The following is a 19,052-nucleotide window of genomic DNA, read 5'->3' as shown; positions in this document are numbered from 1 at the left end:
TACCTACTATAACTAATAAAATAAACAGTACAAGTAATAAAATAAGTTTTGAATTCATCCCCCATCCCCTCCTCTTTTCTGTATATGCGACATCCGCCCAATATGGTACCCTTTCAAAATCTGACACAAACTGGTTAAAATTTCTTTATCAATAGGAAAACCCGTCGAAATATGATATATTAAATTTTGTACATATTGCTTATACTATGAAATAAACGACACGCATCTAAACTTTATCCTAAAGCCTCGGTAAGCCCTGTTAAGCGTGCTTTTACATATAAAAAAAGCAAAGACATCAGTGAGACTTAATCAGGTTCTTATGAACGAAAATAACCTATCATAAGGCGTTTCTTCATTCGTATGGGATAAATTAAAAATACATAATAGTAGGAGTGTTTATTGAATGAAGAAAGCTATGCTTGCCTTAGCCGCAACAAGTGTAATCGCATTATCAGCATGTGGAACATCATCATCATCATCAGACAAAATTGTTACATCTAAAGCTGGTGACATCACTAAAGAAGAGTTCTACAATCAAATGAAGACACAAGCTGGTAAACAAGTACTAAATAACATGGTTATGGAAAAAGTACTTATTAAAAACTACAAAGTCGATGAAAAAGAAGTAGACAAAAAGTTCGATGAAATGAAAAAGCAAGTCGGTGACCAATTCGATACACTAATGAAACAACAAGGCCTTAAAGAAGAAACAGTTAAAAATGGCGTTCGCGCTTCATTAGCTCAAGAACAAGCGATTGAAAAAGCAATTACTGATAAAGACTTAAAAGCAAAATTTGAGGACTATAAGCAAGAAATTAAAGCAAGCCATATTCTTGTAAAAGATGAAGAGACTGCAAAAAAAGTGAAAGAAGAACTTGCACAAGGTAAATCTTTCGAAGAGTTAGCGAAAAAGTACTCTGAAGATCCAGGTTCAAAAGAAAAAGGTGGAGACTTAGGATTCTTCGGACCAGATAAAATGGTAAAAGAATTCGATGAAGCTGCTCGTAAGCTGAAAAAAGATGAAGTAAGTGAACCAGTAAAAACACAGCATGGTTACCATATCATTAAAGTAACTGAGACTCATGCTGACGCAACTTTCGATAAAGCAAAAGCTGACATCAAAAAAGAAGTAGTTCAAGAAAAAACACAAGATGCTCAATTTATGAACGATCTTATGATGAAAGAAATCAAAAAAGCTGACGTAAAAGTTGACGATAAAGATTTGAAAGATCTTTTCGAAGAACCAAAAGCTGACGCTAAAAAAGACGAAAAGAAATAATGAAGTGAAAAAAGCTTGGGTAGCCCCCAAGCTTTTTTATTTTGTAGTAGTTTTATCCCGCTATTTGTGGATATGTGTTTATTTAAATGTTATGTACAAAAAAACGTAGGCATATTTAATTCCTACGTTTTTTATAAGTTAATCAGTTCCTTTACTATTACAATTCATCAAATTCATCAATTTCAGCTTTACGCTTTAAAAATATTTCCATATCTTTATTCTCTCTTCCCATTAAACCAAGAGCATGTCTATCATTTAAAGCTAATTCTTTATAACCCCATATATATTCTATTGTTGTCGCTTTACTATTTTTATGATCCGCAAAATACCATTCTAAAGGTTGTAAAGGATTAGATACTTCAAACAATTCGGCTGGGTACCATGAAGGCAAGTTTTCATTTTCACCTAAGATTAAATAGTCTAATTCTCCATTCAATGAACTAATACCATAAACCACATATTCCTTATGGATTTCTAAATTTATAATCGAGTCTCGATTATATCCTTGTTTTAATAAACCCTCTGAAAATGTATCTCCTGAATTTTTTATACACAGTACCTTCATATACAAGCTCCTATCAACAAAAAATTAATTTTTAAATTTAAAATCATCAAATTCATCTGTTCTAGTATTTTTAACATAATGAATTTCTACACCATTTTAAATCCCCTAGTGGCCCCTCATACCCAGAATCATTTCCGTACCCCTCTTACTCCATTCAACATAAAAAACCTCGATTCCATCACATGCGGAACCAAGGTTTATCTTATTATCATTGATTAAATTAAAAAACTATGTTAAATTAGTACAGAAACGCATTCTCAAAAAACAAAAGAATGTATTTATCCGTATCTTAATTGTACACCAAAACACATCTTCAGTCAACCTCTATTTTTCACTTTTAAAGGAGTGCTTACGTATGAACAAAAAACTTGATCAAGAGCAAAAACGATTGGATAACGTAATAGAAACGATTACGAAGCAAATTGATAAACTGGAAAACGAAACTGGCAGACGCCGGGCAGAAGTAATCAACATTCGTAAACACTTTTGGGATGACGTTAAAGTGAATACTGATACTTTTGATGATTATCTTGAAACAGTTATCAACTTAAGACAACAAGCTCAGTCACTAGCTGTCACACAAATTACCCATAAGCACACCTTTAATCGACTTGCTGCACTAAGACGCATGCATAAAGCACCTTACTTTGGGCGAATTGATTTCAAAGAAGAAGGAGAATCCGGTGCAGAGAAAATTTACATCGGCGTAGCTACACTTACTGATGCAAGCGGAGAAAACTTTCTTATATATGACTGGCGCGCACCTATTTCGAGTGTCTATTACGATTATCCGCCAGGACCGGCTGAATACAGTACACCAGGAGGCGTAATCCACGGTAATGTGGAGAAAAAATTACAATACATTATTCAAAATGGCGAGATTGATTCTATGTTCGATACGAGCCTTACAATTGGTGATGAAATCTTGCAACAAGCGCTCGGAAAAGGTACAAACAAACATATGCAAAGTATCGTTGCTACGATTCAGCGCGAGCAAAATGAAATTATCCGTCACGATGAAGGCCGACTACTTATCGTTCAAGGAGCTGCTGGTAGCGGTAAAACGTCAGCTGCCCTGCAGCGAATCGCCTACTTACTATATAAATATCGCGAATGGCTAAAAGCAGATCAAATCATTCTCTTCTCCCCTAACTCCATGTTCAACAGCTACGTATCTAATGTATTGCCAGAACTCGGCGAAGAAAATATGCAGCAAGTTACATTCCAAGAATATTTAAACCATAGACTAAGTAAGTCATTTGACGTTGAGGATCCTTACGAGCAATTAGAATATATGCTAACTGAAACGAATAGCGCAAATTATAAAACTCGAAATGCGAGCATTCGATTTAAAGCATCGACTCAATTTTTCGAGATAATTAGAGCGTACAGACAATCTCTTGAATCTTCAGGCATGCTATTTAGAGGAATGAAATTTAGAGGAAAACTGATTGCCTCTGCTAAAGAAATTACAGAGCAATTTTATAATACTGATTCATCCCTCCGCTTCCATAATCGAATTGAGAAGTTAACGGATTGGCTAAACAAACAAATAGACACAATTGAAAAAACAGAACTGAAAAAGCCTTGGGTAGAAGAAGAAATTGAACTACTTAGTAAAGATGAGTATCAAAAAGCTTATAAATACTTACAGAAAAAAGGCGAGTTTGATGACAACTCCTTTAATGATTATGAAAAAGAAACGAAAGTACTTGGACGTATGATTGTCCGCAAAAAATTAAAACCGTTGCGTAAAGGCGTTCAAACGCTACGTTTCATCAATTTTACAGGCATATATAAACAACTCTTCACAGATGCATCATGGGTTACTGGCGAAAAGCCTAAAGAATGGGACGAAATTTGCTCATTAACTGTGAACATGCTTGATGAAGGAAAGCTACATTACGAGGATGCGACTCCATTTTTACTTTTAAAAGAATTAATTGAAGGCTTCCAAACGAACAGATCAATTAAACACGTACTTGTAGACGAAGCACAAGATTATTCTCCGTTTCAGTTCGAGTTTTTAAAACGCTTATTCCCTGCCGCAAAAATGACTGTACTCGGGGACTTTAACCAAGCGATATTTGCCCATGCGAGTGAAACAGTTAATTTCAATACACTTACTAGCTTATACGGACCAGATGAAACAAACGGCATCAACTTAACTCGTAGCTATCGATCAACAAAACCGATTATTGAATTCACACGCTATCTCGTACCGGAAGGAAAGAATATTAACGCCTTTGAACGTGACGGCGAGAAACCTACAGTGACTAAAGTTTCTGATTATAGCGAACTGCATGATCGTATCACTTCTAAAGTTGCTGAACTACAAAAACAACAGCACAATACGATCGCAATTATATGTAAATCCGCAGCTGAAAGTGCCGCTGCATACGAGGCACTCAGTCATATCGAGAATATTAAACTTGTGAAAAGTAACTCAGCCGAGTACGAGCAAGGCATCGTCGTTATCCCTGCTTATTTAGCGAAGGGTATCGAATTTGATGCTGTTATTATTTACGACGCTTCTAAAGATGTGTACAGCGATGAGAGCCTACGCAGATTGTTCTACACTGCTTGTACACGCGCAATGCATGAGTTGCAGCTTTATAGCGTTGGTGAGGTTAGTCCTTTTGTAACAGGAGCTGATACAGAGAGTTTTAAATGTATAACGAAAACACCTTGATTTTTATCAAGGTGTTTTTTTCATTCTAAACGGCATATCTTTACGCCGATACACACTCAGCACAATCCCCATTATAAATGCATGAAACAGAGTTGGTATCAATCCGTAGCTAATAAAGGGTAATGATATAGAAACACGTGGTAATAATCCTAAGATCATGCCAACGTTACAAATGAAATGGACTACAAAAAGAATTACTCCACCAACGAGTAGCAATTTACCATAACCATCATTTATTTTATACGATATGGTCATTATTCTCACTGCAAAAAGAGAAAGAATCAAGACAAGAACTAGCGCAAGCACATATCCATAATAGTAAGTCAAACTCGCGAATACAAAATCAGTATGGGCGGCAGGGATAGACTTTATATTTCCATATGTACCAAACCAACCTGCCGACGACATTACCTCTTTTAAACGTAAATCCCATAGATCATGCTCCGGGTTTAAAAATCCTAAAATTCTAGCTATCCGATATTCTTTTACGGCAGACCAGGAAAGTAAATCCCTAATAATAAAGAAACAAATTGGTAACATTGTAATGAGCCATGCCGTTTTCTTTCCTAACTTACTCCACCAAAGCATAACAAATACCATCTTAATATAAATGAAAATTGGTAAAAGAATTGATGTCGTTAAAAATAGATATAAAGAAAATACGTACAGCATGAAAAGATGTATAAATTTTAATCTACTGTTATTAAAAAATGAAGCCCAGGCTAGAAAAAAAAATGGTATCGTCATTAAACAGTCAATTTTGATGGGACCAATTTTTATGAGCGCTTCCCCATTCACGTAACCACTTGGAAAACATTTTAACGTTAACAGAATAAGTACTCCGATTGTATAAAACAGCCATCCAAGCCTCTCTAACTTTCGATAATCAAGTAGCATTATCCCAACAGCTGTTGCAATGCCGAGAATAACAGAAATTACTTTGTTCATTAGTAAATCGTTCGTATGCCCAAGAGCGATTATTGGCAAAAACCCTAACCCCATAGCAGCCACTAACAAAATAATTAAGAACCAATCTACCTTCGGCTTATGAAGTTTGTTAAGTTCCTGCCCTAGTTTAATTGGACTTCCCATTTGTTCCACAGCTTTATTTTCAGCAATTTCCTCACCTAAACCTTTTTCTATCCACTTGTTCTTCGCCTGTTTTAAGTGAAACTCTAGTTCAGTTGCTACAAAGCTCTTTGCTTCTTTTGATTTAATATGATTCGTAACTTCGCTTAAAAAACGCTCCCCTTTTTTGTTCAATTTTATCTCACTCCTGTACTAATCCTTTTAATATAAACCGTGCCTTCGTAGAATCTTTTTCTGCCTTTCGCAGCATCTTTCTTCCTTTATCATTTAATTGATAATATTTAGCTCCTGAATGATCCCAACTTGATTGGATAAAACGATTCTGTTCTAGATGATGTAATATAGTATATAAAAAACCTTCATTTCCTTCGAATTTTCGAATCCCTCTCCCTCGTAGTAGCTGTGACAATTCGTATCCTGTTTTTTCATTACTGAGGAGTTGTAAAATCGCTAACGAGATGTCCTCTTCCTTTTCGTGTGATGCATTGATTTTTTCGCGCACCCGCTTTCGGTGTTGATCAGAAAAACTCAAATGTTTAAACGTTGTATTCTCCATTGATTTTCGCAGGCCTTTTAATCGATCTTCCATTTGATTATTCCTCCAATCCTTTCTTCAAAAGCTCCTTCGCTTTTTTCAGTCTCGTTTTTATCGTGTTTTCTTTCACTTCTATTACAATAGCAATCTCTTTAATTGATAGTTCTTCATAATAAAATAGATAAATGACTTCTCGATATTTTATCGGTAAATTCATTACTGCAGAAGCCAATTCACGGTCCTTCGCATTTTGAATAACAGTTTGTTCGACACTATCATTTTGAATCCCGATATAAACAGCTTCATCCTCTGTCACGATTACCTTTTTGTTATACCAACTTTTTATGTAGTCCTTACAATGATTAATGGCAATTCTCCACAACCACGTTTTCACATTCGACTTCCCTTTGTATGTATGAAGAGATTTATAACATTTCACAAATATATCTTGCGTTAAATCCTCAGCGACTTCTTTATTATTCACATATGAATACACAAGCTGTAAGACTTCTTGTCCATATTTGTTCATTATTTCATCGATAAGGAGTTCCTTATCTTCTATTTCAAACGCTTCTACCGTTAATTCATCCACATCATTTCCTCCTTCCCATTTATTAGACGACGCACTGTATGGAAAAGTTTTATAAATTCATAAAAAAACGGTTGGAAATGTCCATACCGTTTTTTTCATCCTCTACTATTTAATTTTTTCTAAAACAAAACTTTTAATATTCCCCGCACTTTTTATAGCTTGCGATACGTCTGTTTTATTAAGTTCTTCAAAATAAGGATATCTGACTTCAATCGCATAACTATTTAACTCTGCACAATCATCTATTAAATCATTGAACTCCATATTAAATTCAGCACATTCCTTTGCTAACAGCAATGAATTATGCGTTTTAGGCGGATGAGTTCCTTTAAACGTTAAATACCCCTTTAGATATTTCTCAGCACACTGTTGACAATGATAACAGATAATTGCAAAAGGAATAGGCATTAAAGACAATAAATGATTAGAAGCTCTAAGATCTGAATCTGCAATTTCAAACCATAAATTTGCCTCACTGAAATTTTTCATACAATACCTTACCTTCTTCAGCAATCTTGTATTCCATTGTTACAGGATTACCAGAACGCTCATTAAATTCTTCAGAACCGTAAACAAGTAAATCGACTGGTGTTTTCATTACATCGAATATACTTAAATTCAATTTCTTTAAGGCTTCTCTTTTCCTCTTACCAATACCATCAACCACTACACACAAATCAAAATCACTATCCTCATTAGGCATACCGTAAGCATGAGACCCAAATAAAATAATTTTATTAACATCAGAAAGAGAGGAAGTCATTTTATCTACTAATTGATTTAACTCTTTTTGAACATTAGTATTCATTCCATTCACCTCTTTAAATTAATCCTGCTCAATAAATCCTAACTGTAGAAGCAAATTAATAAATTGATTCATTTCAACTCCAATACACTACTACAATTGTTAAGTTATTCAAACGGTATAATAATACTTATTATACCTTTCGTATTCAGATCCTGTTAAGCAACAAAAATCTACACTCAGTTAATTTCAGTACACTCTATACAAATATAATAAAACAAAAAACCGCACGAGGGCTCTCCCTCACGCGGTTTATTTTTAAGCTAAAGCAGCTGCTTGCTCTTGTTGATCTACAGGAATTACAGCATCTCTTAACGCCTTTTCTAGTTCAGCTGTGTATTTCATTTGCTCTTCTTTGCTCCAGCCTAGTTTCGCAGCCATGTAGTTGATTACTGCTTCTTTCCACTCGTATACCCAGTGGATGTTGAAGAATACAGCGCCTCTGCGGCGTACGAAGAAGTCAACTGGTTTCGCTGTCATTTCGTAATCCATTGCGTATACAAGTGGGATTAGAACGTCTAGCGGCATGTTGTATTCTTTCGCTTCGTCTTTATGTTTTTTCGCTAAGTCAAACAGTACGTCAACGTTAGAGCCGTAGAATTTCGCGAATTTTTCCGCTTGTGCTGTCGTTAAACCATATTTCGTACCTTCGCCTGCTTTTTTCGCAACAAATGCCGGGAATCCGTGTGAACCACTTACATGACCACCAGAGATTGGCATATGTTTCGTATCGCTCTTCTTATATGCGCTATGGCCTTCTTTTTGTAATAGATTCGTTACGTAGTCTACTACCATTTCAGCCATTTTGCGGTATCCTGTTAATTTACCGCCCGCGATTGTAATTAAACCAGATTCAGAAGTCCAAATTTCATCTTTACGAGAAATTTCAGATGCATTCTTACCTTCTTCATAAATTAGCGGACGTACACCAGCCCAGCTTGATTCCACATCTTTTTCTGTAATTTTCACGCTTGGGAACATGTAATTAATCGCATTAATGATATATGTGCGATCTTCTGTTGTCATGTGCGGTACAGCTGCGTCTTTATCATAGAACGTATCTGTTGTACCTACGTACGTTTTTCCTTCGCGAGGAATCGCGAACACCATACGTTTATCTGGTGTATCAAAGTAAATTGCTTGCCCTAATGGGAAACGTTTTTGGTCAATTACTAAATGCACACCTTTTGATAACTGAAGTACTTTCCCTTTTTTAGAGTTATCTTTTTCACGAAGTGTATCTACCCAAGGACCAGCTGCGTTTACAATTTTCTTACCGTAAACTTCATACACTTCTCCGTCTAGTAAATCGATTACACGTACACCGCATACTTTTCCATCTTTATATAAGAAACTGTCTACTTTTGCGTAGTTAACAGCTTTCGCACCATGTTCAATCGCTTCTTTCATTACTTCAATTGTAAGACGCGCATCGTCTGTACGATATTCTACGTAGTAACCGCCGCCTTTTAATCCTTCTTGTTTTACAAGAGGCTCTTTATTTAGCGTTTCTTCACGGTTAAACATCTTTCTGCGCTCGCGTCGTTTTACACCTGCTAAGAAGTCGTATACACGAAGGCCAATTGATGTACTGAATGACCCGAACGTGCCGCCTGTATGGAACGGAAGTAACATCCACTCCGGTGTTGTTACATGGGGACCGTTCTCATATACGATCGCACGCTCTTTCCCCACCTCTGCTACCATTTTCACTTCAAGTTGTTTTAAATAACGTAAACCGCCGTGTACAAGTTTCGTTGAACGACTTGATGTACCTGCTGCAAAGTCCTGCATTTCAAACACAATTGTTGATAAACCGCGTGTTGCCCCATCTAATGCAATACCAGAACCAGTAATACCTCCACCAATTACGATCACATCTAACTCTTGTTTATTTACTCCGTTTAATACGTCTTTACGTTGTTTACTTGAAAATTTCATGGTAATTCCTCCCTTTGATAACGAAAAAAGAGACCACGAACTCCGCTATAGATTTCGCCTCTATAGCGTGTTGTGGTCTCTCCAAATCTCCTACCGAATTATTAACTTGTCATCATTATAACACTGTTTATGATTATTTGAAAGCTTTAGTTGCTTCAATTGCTTTTTTCCATCCAGCATATAGCTCTTCGCTTGTTTCCGCTTCCATCGTTGGTTCAAAGCGTTTGTCCATATGCCACTGTGCTTTAATTTCATCTTGGTTTTTCCAGTATCCAACCGCAAGACCAGCTAAGTATGCTGCACCTAAAGCTGTCGTTTCATTGATCACTGGACGCTCTACAGGAACGTCTAAAATATCACTTTGGAACTTCATTAAGAAGTTATTTTTAACTGCTCCGCCATCAACGCGTAATGTATTTAGTTCAATACCTGAATCTGCTTCCATTGCGCATAGTACATCTTTCGTTTGGTATGCTAAAGATTCTAGCGTTGCACGAATGAAATGCTCTTTCGTCGTACCGCGTGTTACACCAAACATAGCGCCGCGTACTTCACTATCCCAATACGGTGTACCTAGTCCTACGAATGCCGGTACTATGTATACACCTTCAGTTGATTCAACACGGCTAGCGTACACTTCGCTCTCGCTCGCATCTTTAAACATACGCAGTCCGTCACGTAACCACTGAATTGCAGAACCAGCTACGAAAATACTTCCTTCTAATGCGTAATTCACTTTACCATCTAAACCCCATGCAATTGTTGTTAATAGGCCATGCTCAGAAGCTACTGCTTTTTCGCCTGTGTTCATTAACATGAAACAACCAGTTCCGTAAGTGTTCTTCGCCATACCTTCACCGAAACAAGCTTGTCCAAATAATGCTGCTTGCTGGTCACCAGCTACACCTGCGATCGGTACATTTTGACCGAAGAAGTGATAATCAATTGTTTCTCCATATATTTCAGATGATTGACGTACTTCTGGAAGCATGCTCTTTGGTACTGTTAACATGTCTAGAAGCTCATCATCCCACTGTAAGTCGTGAATGTTAAACATTAATGTGCGTGATGCATTTGAGTAATCTGTTATGTGCGCTTTACCGCCAGACAATTTCCATACAAGCCATGTATCAATTGTTCCGAATAATAACTCGCCGTTTTCTGCTTTTTCTCTTGCACCTTCAACGTTATCTAAAATCCATTTTACTTTCGTACCAGAGAAGTATGCATCAATTAAAAGACCTGTTTTTTCGCGAACCATCTCGCTATAACCTTTTTCTTTTAACTCATCACAAATTTCAACTGTTTGACGAGATTGCCATACGATTGCATTATAAATTGGTTTTCCAGTCGTTTTATCCCATACAACCGCTGTTTCACGTTGGTTCGTAATACCGATACCAGCGATTTGTTCTGGCTTCACATCTGCTTCACTTAAGCAAGTTGCGATAACTGCTAAAATAGATCCCCAAATTTCTTGTGCATTATGCTCAACCCAGCCTGGCTTTGGAAAATGTTGTGTAAACTCTTTTTGAGCTGAATGAACGATTTTTCCTTCTTTATTGAAAAGAATTGCGCGTGAGCTTGTTGTTCCTTGGTCTAATGAAAGAATATATTTTTTCATATCAGTTTCCCCCTATGCTACTTTTCTACTATTTGTAGTAGCTTCACTTTTTTTACTTGTCATATAAGAGATTGTTAGTACAATCACAGTTGTAATAATCACATAAATAAGTGCTGAATTTTGTTTTCCTTCAAATACAACTTGATGGAATAATCCTGCAAGTGATCCACCTAGAATTGGACCAACTACTGGGATCCATGCATACTTCCAGTTTGAACCGCCCTTTCCTGCAATCGGAAGGAAGAAGTGTGCAATACGCGGACCTAAATCACGAGCCGGGTTGATTGCGTATCCTGTTGTTCCACCTAATGATAAACCAATACTTACAATTAAGAAACCTACGATAAATGGATTTAAACCATCTGCAAATTTATTTGCTCCAATTGCTAATATACCAAATACTAAAACGAATGTTCCAATCATTTCACTTAAAAGGTTTGTAAATGTGTTCGGAATTGCTGGACCTGTTGCAAATACACCTAACTTTGTTCCTGGATCTTCTGTTTCTTTCCAGTGTGGTAAGTAGTGTAAATATACAAGAACTGCCCCGATAATTGCCCCAATCATTTGTGCTGCGATATACATAGGTACATCACTCCATGGGAACGCTCCCTTAAAAGCAAGTCCTATCGTTAAAGCCGGATTCAAATGTGCCCCACTAATTGATCCAACTGCATACGCTGCCATAGCAACCGCTAGACCCCAACCCATTGTAATTACAATCCAACCAGAATCTTTCGCAAACGATTTCTTTAAACTTACACCAGCGCAAACGCCGCCACCAAGTAAGATTAACAATGCAGTCCCTATTAATTCCCCTAAAAATGCTGACATAAAATCCCTCCACAATCAATTTAAATGCTTTCGAAAAGTGATAGAGGTAAAATGAATGGCCATTCGTTTTTTTCAAAAGAAAAAGATCCACAGCTTACATGCTTCTATATAATATATATAGAAACAATAAAATGTGGATCTCTTCTTTTCTCCGTCACGTTTATTAACTTGTCTATAATGTTAACCCTTAATGAAAGCGGTGTCAACAGAATTTTTTCACATTTTCGTCACTTTTTTTGGTAATGTTTCCATAGTTCTTTTTTCGATGTCGTAATTGCTGTCGCACCAGCATTTAACGCCCTTTCAACATCCTCGACAGTTCGAATGAAACCACCCGCTAAAATCGGTACGCCTGTACGCTCTTTCACTTCAGCGATCACACCCGTTAACGCACCAGGAAGCACCTCTATATAATCCGGCTTCGTCTTTTCTAGCAAATTACAGCTCTTTTCCATCGCGCTAGAATCAATTAAAAAGATGCGTTGAATGGAGACGACACCTTTTTGCTTCGCCTTCATAATTACGCTCGCCTTTGTCGATAATAACCCGTACGGTTTATATTCTTGGCATAAAAACTCCGTCGCATGCCCATCACTTTGTAATCCATGGATCAAATCCACATGTAAAAATACTTTTTTATTATGCTGCTTCGCGAGCGACACAACACTCTTCAATTGACCGACATGAATATCTAAAATAACAATATACTCATACGAACTATGTAATAGCTTCTCCAAATCTTTAATTTGCCTCACTGCCGGCAAAATCTTTTGCTCATGAAATTCCATTCTAAACGTCCCCTTCCTATCTATCCTTTATAGTACACAATTTGGGTGAAAAGAACAGCTAGTGTAGGGGATTTCTTACAAATCTTTCTCTTATCTATATATTTTCTTCAACTTATCAGAAGCCATGCCACCTACAACCATTAATAGGAGCGGTAAAAAATTCATTACATATGGTGCATCTGCGACAATTGTAATGCTTGCTCCTGCAAACTTATTTAACGCCCATACAACGATTTTTGTAATAAACAAAAATACGCCCATCATAAATAGACTATCGAAAAACACCTTCCATTTTGGATACGCCAATTGCTTACTATCCTCAATTACTTTTTGCGTCAACTCTTCGTCACTCCTCAGCAATTCATCAATCGTAATACCGAACAGATCGCTTAAATGAATAATAATTTCAATGCTCGGATAGTTCTTTCCCGTCTCCCATTTCGAAACAGACTGCCTACTTACATGAATTTTTTCAGCCAAATCATTTTGCGACCAATTTCGTTTTTCTCGTTCCTCTTTTAAACGTTCACTAAAAATCATACTGTGTTTATCACCTCTCTATGTCTAGTATGGTCAAATAAATGATGAAGAGTAAAGCTAGTTATCGTTGCATAGGTTGTGCAACTTGTGCGTTACAGCGTAATGCACGCTATGTAATATGTCGATTTCATATATTTTTCTTCTATAATAATTTCCCGAACAATAATACAATGAACGGATGACTAGATTAAGCATAAAAAAATACGCCATCCCTTCTTATCATTCTCCAGAAAGAATAACGTAAAGTTTCATTTTTAAACATTTTCATCAAAAAGAAAAGAAGCTAACAATAAATTGTTAACTTCTCAGCTGAAAGTAAAATATTATCTTTCCTTATCTTCTAATATCTAGGTTGTGATTGAATATTTGTAAGATGAACATCAAACATATCAATGATTTCAAGAAATCTATCAGCTTCACGGAAAACATGGTCTGCTAATAACGGATGAATGATACTCTTTATTTTACATTGCTCAATTAAATCACGTGCTGTTTTCTTAAAATCCCGAAGAGATGTAACGGACACACGATTTTGATCTAAAAATTGATCTAAAAGAGGGACTGTTTGGGATTGTGGCTTCATAGATTCTAAGTCAATTGCTTGATACATCAATTCATCAAAATCATTGCTAAAATTCCGTGCTGTATCTACAAGCTTTCTTTCCGATGGATCAAGAAGATGACCAATAAATTTAGCATGGTCTGCCATAATCCTTAAAAAGAAAACATTTTCTTTAATAATAGCATCAGGAAGGGCATCTAATTTCCCTTCATTTAATTGTATTAAACGTTTTCTAAAATAGTCAGCTTCCCTACTTGTATGGTCAACTAACAGTGGAAAGTTATTTTGTCCTGGCAATTTACATGTGAGAATTAATCCTAAAATTTTTCTTTTAAATCCCCAAATATTAGTTGCGGCTTGTTGTACTTCTGAATTAAATCTTTTTATTTGCTCAGGATCTGTTTCATTTGTATAGGAATGCGCTATTTGTTCGATATGTTCAAACAATCGATAAAATTGATTAGCCTCTTCGATTAGTTGAGTATCCTCGCATCTAAACCCCAAGCGAAGAAAAAAAGAATGCTCCTTCATGATTCTAGACCAAAAACGAATTTCATTTAATGAACGCTCAACAAACATTACAGATGTAACACCTGTATCAGGATGTAATGATGTTTCATCCCTATGCATTGTTAATCCCCCCTGTAGATACTGCGCTATTTCCATTCTTATGAGGAAACATATATATAAATACCATTAATAAAAGTTCATGATGAATCTCGTATACATGTAAAGTTAAACTTATATAACCTGCTCCCCCAGAAGAAAAAGGCTACCACCTAGATATAAAGTTCTCCTAGTTGGTAGCCTTTCAAAATGTCTATTAAAGCAATACCGAATCTTTATCACTATCCTGATTCCGCTTCTCACGCTCTTCTTCTAAGCGCTTCATATATACTTCGCCTTCTTTTTCGATAAAATCATTATCCATCTCTTGCTCTTTTTTCGAAGTATATAAAACCATGTAGCCACTCAATACGATCCCAATGATTACAAGATAAATCCACCATGGTAAAGTTTCCACTTTCGTTCATCCCTTTCCTTAGACAAGCCTTATTAGTTTCACTTTATGAGGAAAGAAGTGGATTTATGCTTAAAATTTTATTGTGGATTCTTCGCGAAGAACGCTTGTACATATTCCATAAACTCTATTGGTTCCTGGCGAAACGGTGCGTGGTATCCTTTTTCAATGATATGGAACGTACTATTTGCAAATAGCTCATGATACAGTTCACCATTTTTCCAAGAAACACTCTTATCGTGTCGTCCCCATATAATTAAAGTCGGTACCTTAATTTTATCTGCTTCCATCGCAATGCGGCGCTCTCTCATTTTCGTAAGCTGATCATAATGCTCTTTATCATCGCGACTATTTTTCACTTCATTTTTATTATAATCCGTAATCTCTGTTACAGTTTGTAAGTCTGTCGATAGTGGCGGCACTTCATAACTTTCTTTTTGCTGGAAAGACTCTATCCCTGTAGAATCCGCTAAAACGAGATGCGTTACTGCATCCGGATATAAATACGCTAAATTTAGAGACATCTCTCCGCCCATCGAATGACCAAGTACTGCGAATTGATCATATCCGAGTTTCTTCATTAACTTATAATATAAATTTACTTGCGCAGGAAACGAATACTGAAAATCAACCGGCTTAGAAGAACGCCCAAACCCTAAAATATCAACCGCAATAATCGTATGATCCTTTACAAGTTCCGGATAAATATCACCAAACCCATCTGAAGAACCACCAAATCCGTGAAGCATAAGTAAAGGCGGTTTCCCCTCACCAATTTGCTTAAAATAAATCGTCTGCCCATCAATCTGCGCCATACTCTCTTTCGTATTCAGCCTCATCATCACAGTATCTTTCACTTCTTCAACCTTTGCAATCGGCTTATCAACGAAGTTACATACGATTAACAAAACGAGCACAATACCGCTAATAAAATAAAATTTAAACCGTTTCAAAATTCCCGTCTCCTTTCTCTTGTTGCTATTTAAAGTTTTTACATTATTTGGTTGTTTTATGATTGTTTTTAATTGTAACCATGACAGTTACAATTATACTAAAAAAATATTACTCACTGCCATTAGTGATGGTTACTTTGTAACTATTATAGTTACACATTTAAAGTAAGTCAATTCTTTTCTCTACATGGCCTAATAACAAAGAAAAGGACTTCCTGTTGAAGTCCCTTTCTTTGTTATTAGAGTTGGCTTACTCCGCCGTCTCCTCTATTATCTGCAGGTGCTCCGCCATCGCCTTTATTGAAGTTGGCTGGCGCTCCTCCACCGTCCCCAATACTTACATAGTCTGGTCTTGCTGGTGCTCCGCCTGTTTCTCCTATATTTAATGCTTGATTTGTAAATGAACTATTAGCTCCAATTGATAACGCACCTACTAATGCAATCCCCAACATTCCAAAGTGAATCTTTTTCATTATTTTAGCGCCCCTTTTTTTAATAATTTTTTTTGAGCTTTATGACTCATGTAAAAATAATGACTTGCTTTATCGTGATTCTCTTCTTTATAAAACCTTAAGGCTAACATTTCAGCGTATTCCTGTATACACTCCCATAGCTCTTCTTTTTCAAAATAAGAAATACCTTCTAAAACTACTTGCTCTAAGCTTAATGTAGGTGATTTGTCATTTACACTTTTCAAAATCATAAAACGATATTGAAACTCTTCCTTATTTAACTCTTTACAAATATCCAAACCTTTTTCAATCAAATCTGCCACCAATTGATATTGTCCTAATTTATAACATTCACGAGCTTCAACAAATAGCGCTTTAAAGAATTTCGGCTGTTTTTTTGTAACTTCGGATGCATGACGAACTGCAAGTTCCGATAAATCTTGACTGGCATACAAAAAGGCTAAATTATGACGCACCATTAAAATATATTTTTCATAATTTACCTTTTGGAAAATATCCATAGCAGCATTAAAGCTTTCTTCCGCGAGTTCGTAATTTTTCAAATCAATACAACACAGACCAAAAGCATTTTCACATAGCGCTATATTTATTTCGCAACCTATATGTTTTTTGAACTCCTCTTTTGCTTTTCTCAAATAATCAATTGCATTAACTTGTTGATACGTCTGATAGTAAAAATTACCCATACGATAATCAAACTCAGCATTCTCTAAAGAGTGCGAAACGTATTTCAGTAGTATATTTGCCTTTTCATAACTTTCCTTCGCATCATTATATTTAGACATTGAAGTACAATATATCCCTTTAAAAAAATGATAATAATATGCTAAAAATCCTTCAGTTGGAACTTCAAAAGATTCTATTCTTTCAAAACTATTTTCTTTTATATTTAACCAATCCGTCAGCATTTTATATCTAAAATCTAATAACGTAAAATACAAAGATAATTCCTGATCCACTTCCAAACCACTAATCTTACTATCAATCTCCTCTTTCATTTCCGTTGCTTTCTCTATGTTTTGCTGCAACATTACACGATACCAATTATCTAAAGAATGTTTCATTTGCTCCTTCGTTACTACATCTGTTCCCATACCTTCGCATCCCCTTTTCTCCAAATTCAAAAAAATTAGAATTTCTATACAATTATCCGAATTGTATATTATCACCCCTTTTCTATGTATTGAAAAATAATTGTCAGAAAATTTATAATTTAAATTAATTATACCAAATATTTCTATTTTAAAAACTTGAGAAACATTTTTCAGAAAATTTTATAGACCAAATAAAAAAGCAAGTAATTCCAGCTATCAGCTAAAACTACTTACTCTTCTACTTATTATTTCTATTTTTACTCTTTAATAAATTCCTTAGTACTTCTCACAGTATCAATCGGACGAACTAATTTTTCGATTTCTTCACGCTTTGGCTCTAAGAATGGAGGTAAAGATAATTTTTCCCCAAGTGTTTCGTATGGCTCATCTCCCATAAAACCAGGGCCATCTGTCGCAAATTCAAATAAAATTTGTGGCGCAACTCTTGCGTATAATGACTCAAAGAAGTGACGATTTACATAACCAGATGAAGGGAGTCCAACTCGACTTAGTCGCTCAATCCACTCTTCTAATACAGCGCGATCCTCTACGCGGAATGCTGCATGATGCACTGTACCAAAACCTTGTTGCGCTTCAGGAAGAACCGTATTATGTTCTACAATGACAGAGGCACCGTTTCCACCTTCACCCACTTCAAATAAGTAGAACTCTCCTTCTTGATCAATCTCTTTAAATAATAGAACTTTTTCTAGCACCTCTTTGAAATAACTAAAGTTCGCGATACGAATAAATACAGGTCCTAAGCCAGTAATTGCATATTCTAATGGGACTGGCCCGTCTTGCCAAGGTGTACCTGATTCCACGCCTTTATCAAATTCATCTGAGATCAATTGATAGTGTTGATCATCAAAGTCAACGAACGAAAGAGTTTTCTTACCAAATTGCTCTTTAATTCCTGTATGTTCTACTTCAAGACGGTCAAAACGTTTCACCCAATACTCTAGTGCTGCGTCAGTTGGAACGCGGAATGAAGTTTTTGAAATTTCATTTGTACCGTGTACTCCTTTTGGAACACCTGGGAAGTCAAAGAATGTCATATCTGTTCCTGCACTACCTTTATCATCTGCAAAGAATAAATGATACGTTTGAATATCATCTTGGTTTACTGTTTTTTTAACTAAACGCATTCCTAACACATAAGTGAAAAATTCATAGTTCTTTTCTGCACTACTTGTAATTGCTGTAACGTGGTGTATTCCTTTTAATTGGTTCATTTTATATTCCTCCAATAGTTTTAATCTGTATTTTATAATTTTATTTCTGCTCGTTGATCAACGAAGCACGTATTTATAATAAGTAATCAATTCATTTTACTAGTCAAGTGATAGTTGAAAAAATAATTCAATGTGTAAAACGATTCGTACGAAAGTAGTAATTCCTTTCGTTACTATCACTTTACAACTCAAGTGATTAAAAAGCAAGTGAAATATCTCGGATTCGAGATATTTTTTCAGTTAAATAACATTTTAGGTTGGATAATGGTTAATTTCTATATGTTATTGAATTTGATTTTTAATAAAAAACAACCTCATCAAGCTTATTAACACTTAATGAGGCCATTCAATTCACACTATTAATTATGGAACGTCGGTTTATAGAACGAACGATTTTAATCTAGTTCCAGATAATAAACGATAAAAAGAT

Annotated in this window: 19 protein-coding genes; 2 read left to right on the top strand and 17 right to left on the bottom strand. The window is 35.8% G+C overall.

All coding sequences use genetic code 11. The features are described 5' to 3' along the window. Positions 1-403 precede the first annotated feature (403 nt). Complete coding sequence (gene prsA, locus AB3X49_RS08035; RefSeq protein ID WP_367961416.1) at positions 404-1,279, top strand: peptidylprolyl isomerase PrsA; 876 nt, start codon at positions 404-406, stop codon at positions 1,277-1,279. 157 nt (positions 1,280-1,436) lie between these two features. Here the strand turns inward: prsA and AB3X49_RS08030 are convergent, their stop codons facing one another. Beyond that, positions 1,437-1,844, bottom strand: a complete 408-nt coding sequence (locus tag AB3X49_RS08030; protein ID WP_016094604.1) for a hypothetical protein — start codon at positions 1,842-1,844, stop codon at positions 1,437-1,439. A gap of 355 nt (positions 1,845-2,199) precedes the next feature. Between AB3X49_RS08030 and helD the strand changes: the two genes are divergently transcribed. Beyond that, the gene (helD, locus tag AB3X49_RS08025; RefSeq protein ID WP_367961414.1) at positions 2,200-4,536 is read left to right on the top strand and encodes an RNA polymerase recycling motor HelD; all 2,337 of its coding nucleotides are present in this window, start codon (positions 2,200-2,202) and stop codon (positions 4,534-4,536) included. A 6-nt stretch (positions 4,537-4,542) separates the two neighbouring features. On the opposite strand, the gene AB3X49_RS08020 is transcribed toward helD, so the two are convergent. The 16 genes from AB3X49_RS08020 to AB3X49_RS07945 form a co-directional block, all read right to left on the bottom strand. Continuing rightward, a complete protein-coding gene (locus AB3X49_RS08020; RefSeq protein ID WP_367961412.1) occupies positions 4,543-5,799 on the bottom strand; it encodes an FtsW/RodA/SpoVE family cell cycle protein in 1,257 nt (418 codons plus the stop codon). A gap of 7 nt (positions 5,800-5,806) precedes the next feature. Continuing rightward, positions 5,807-6,214: a PadR family transcriptional regulator gene (locus AB3X49_RS08015; protein ID WP_367961409.1), complete on the bottom strand. Its 408-nt coding sequence runs from the start codon at positions 6,212-6,214 to the stop codon at positions 5,807-5,809. A gap of 4 nt (positions 6,215-6,218) precedes the next feature. Next, complete coding sequence (locus tag AB3X49_RS08010) at positions 6,219-6,752, bottom strand: sigma-70 family RNA polymerase sigma factor (RefSeq protein WP_367961407.1); 534 nt, start codon at positions 6,750-6,752, stop codon at positions 6,219-6,221. Positions 6,753-6,857: 105 nt separating this feature from the next. Further along, on the bottom strand, positions 6,858-7,241 hold the full coding sequence (locus AB3X49_RS08005; protein WP_105589544.1) for a HEPN domain-containing protein: 384 nt from the start codon (positions 7,239-7,241) through the stop codon (positions 6,858-6,860). Next, positions 7,225-7,560: a nucleotidyltransferase domain-containing protein gene (locus tag AB3X49_RS08000; RefSeq protein ID WP_002087180.1), complete on the bottom strand. Its 336-nt coding sequence runs from the start codon at positions 7,558-7,560 to the stop codon at positions 7,225-7,227. Before AB3X49_RS08000 ends, AB3X49_RS08005 begins: the two co-directional genes overlap by 17 nt. Positions 7,561-7,815: 255 nt before the next feature. Next, positions 7,816-9,498 (bottom strand): aerobic glycerol-3-phosphate dehydrogenase, encoded by a 1,683-nt coding sequence (glpD, locus tag AB3X49_RS07995; RefSeq protein WP_367961405.1) that lies wholly within the window; start codon positions 9,496-9,498, stop codon positions 7,816-7,818. A gap of 133 nt (positions 9,499-9,631) precedes the next feature. Continuing rightward, positions 9,632-11,122 carry a glycerol kinase GlpK gene (glpK, locus tag AB3X49_RS07990; protein ID WP_002011107.1) on the bottom strand — a complete coding sequence of 497 codons (1,491 nt, stop codon included), beginning with the start codon at positions 11,120-11,122 and terminating at the stop codon, positions 9,632-9,634. Between the two features lie 12 nt (positions 11,123-11,134). Then, positions 11,135-11,956 (bottom strand): glycerol uptake facilitator protein GlpF, encoded by an 822-nt coding sequence (glpF, locus tag AB3X49_RS07985; RefSeq protein WP_002188616.1) that lies wholly within the window; start codon positions 11,954-11,956, stop codon positions 11,135-11,137. Between the two features lie 227 nt (positions 11,957-12,183). Then, positions 12,184-12,744: a glycerol uptake operon antiterminator GlpP gene (gene glpP, locus AB3X49_RS07980; protein ID WP_000394293.1), complete on the bottom strand. Its 561-nt coding sequence runs from the start codon at positions 12,742-12,744 to the stop codon at positions 12,184-12,186. 90 nt (positions 12,745-12,834) lie between these two features. After that, positions 12,835-13,284, bottom strand: a complete 450-nt coding sequence (locus AB3X49_RS07975; RefSeq protein WP_002125754.1) for a helix-turn-helix domain-containing protein — start codon at positions 13,282-13,284, stop codon at positions 12,835-12,837. Positions 13,285-13,624: 340 nt separating this feature from the next. After that, entirely contained in the window at positions 13,625-14,476 is an 852-nt protein-coding gene (locus AB3X49_RS07970; protein ID WP_000554485.1) for a DUF2935 domain-containing protein, read from the bottom strand. A gap of 193 nt (positions 14,477-14,669) precedes the next feature. After that, positions 14,670-14,870: a sporulation YhaL family protein gene (locus AB3X49_RS07965; protein ID WP_002087191.1), complete on the bottom strand. Its 201-nt coding sequence runs from the start codon at positions 14,868-14,870 to the stop codon at positions 14,670-14,672. A gap of 77 nt (positions 14,871-14,947) precedes the next feature. Then, positions 14,948-15,820 carry an alpha/beta fold hydrolase gene (locus AB3X49_RS07960; RefSeq protein ID WP_016093153.1) on the bottom strand — a complete coding sequence of 291 codons (873 nt, stop codon included), beginning with the start codon at positions 15,818-15,820 and terminating at the stop codon, positions 14,948-14,950. Positions 15,821-16,059: 239 nt separating this feature from the next. Then, the gene (locus AB3X49_RS07955; RefSeq protein ID WP_367961401.1) at positions 16,060-16,293 is read right to left on the bottom strand and encodes a Phr family secreted Rap phosphatase inhibitor; all 234 of its coding nucleotides are present in this window, start codon (positions 16,291-16,293) and stop codon (positions 16,060-16,062) included. Next, positions 16,293-17,387: a response regulator aspartate phosphatase gene (locus AB3X49_RS07950; RefSeq protein ID WP_002087201.1), complete on the bottom strand. Its 1,095-nt coding sequence runs from the start codon at positions 17,385-17,387 to the stop codon at positions 16,293-16,295. Before AB3X49_RS07950 ends, AB3X49_RS07955 begins: the two co-directional genes overlap by 1 nt. Before the next feature lie 257 nt (positions 17,388-17,644). Beyond that, the gene (locus AB3X49_RS07945; RefSeq protein WP_367961399.1) at positions 17,645-18,622 is read right to left on the bottom strand and encodes a ring-cleaving dioxygenase; all 978 of its coding nucleotides are present in this window, start codon (positions 18,620-18,622) and stop codon (positions 17,645-17,647) included. Positions 18,623-19,052 lie beyond the last annotated feature (430 nt).

Source organism: Bacillus sp. C30 (assembly GCF_040838255.1).
Classification (GTDB): Bacteria; Bacillota; Bacilli; order Bacillales; family Bacillaceae_G; genus Bacillus_A; species Bacillus_A mycoides.
The sequence above is the reverse complement of the archived record's forward strand: the minus strand, read 5'-3'. Positions and strand labels throughout refer to the sequence as shown.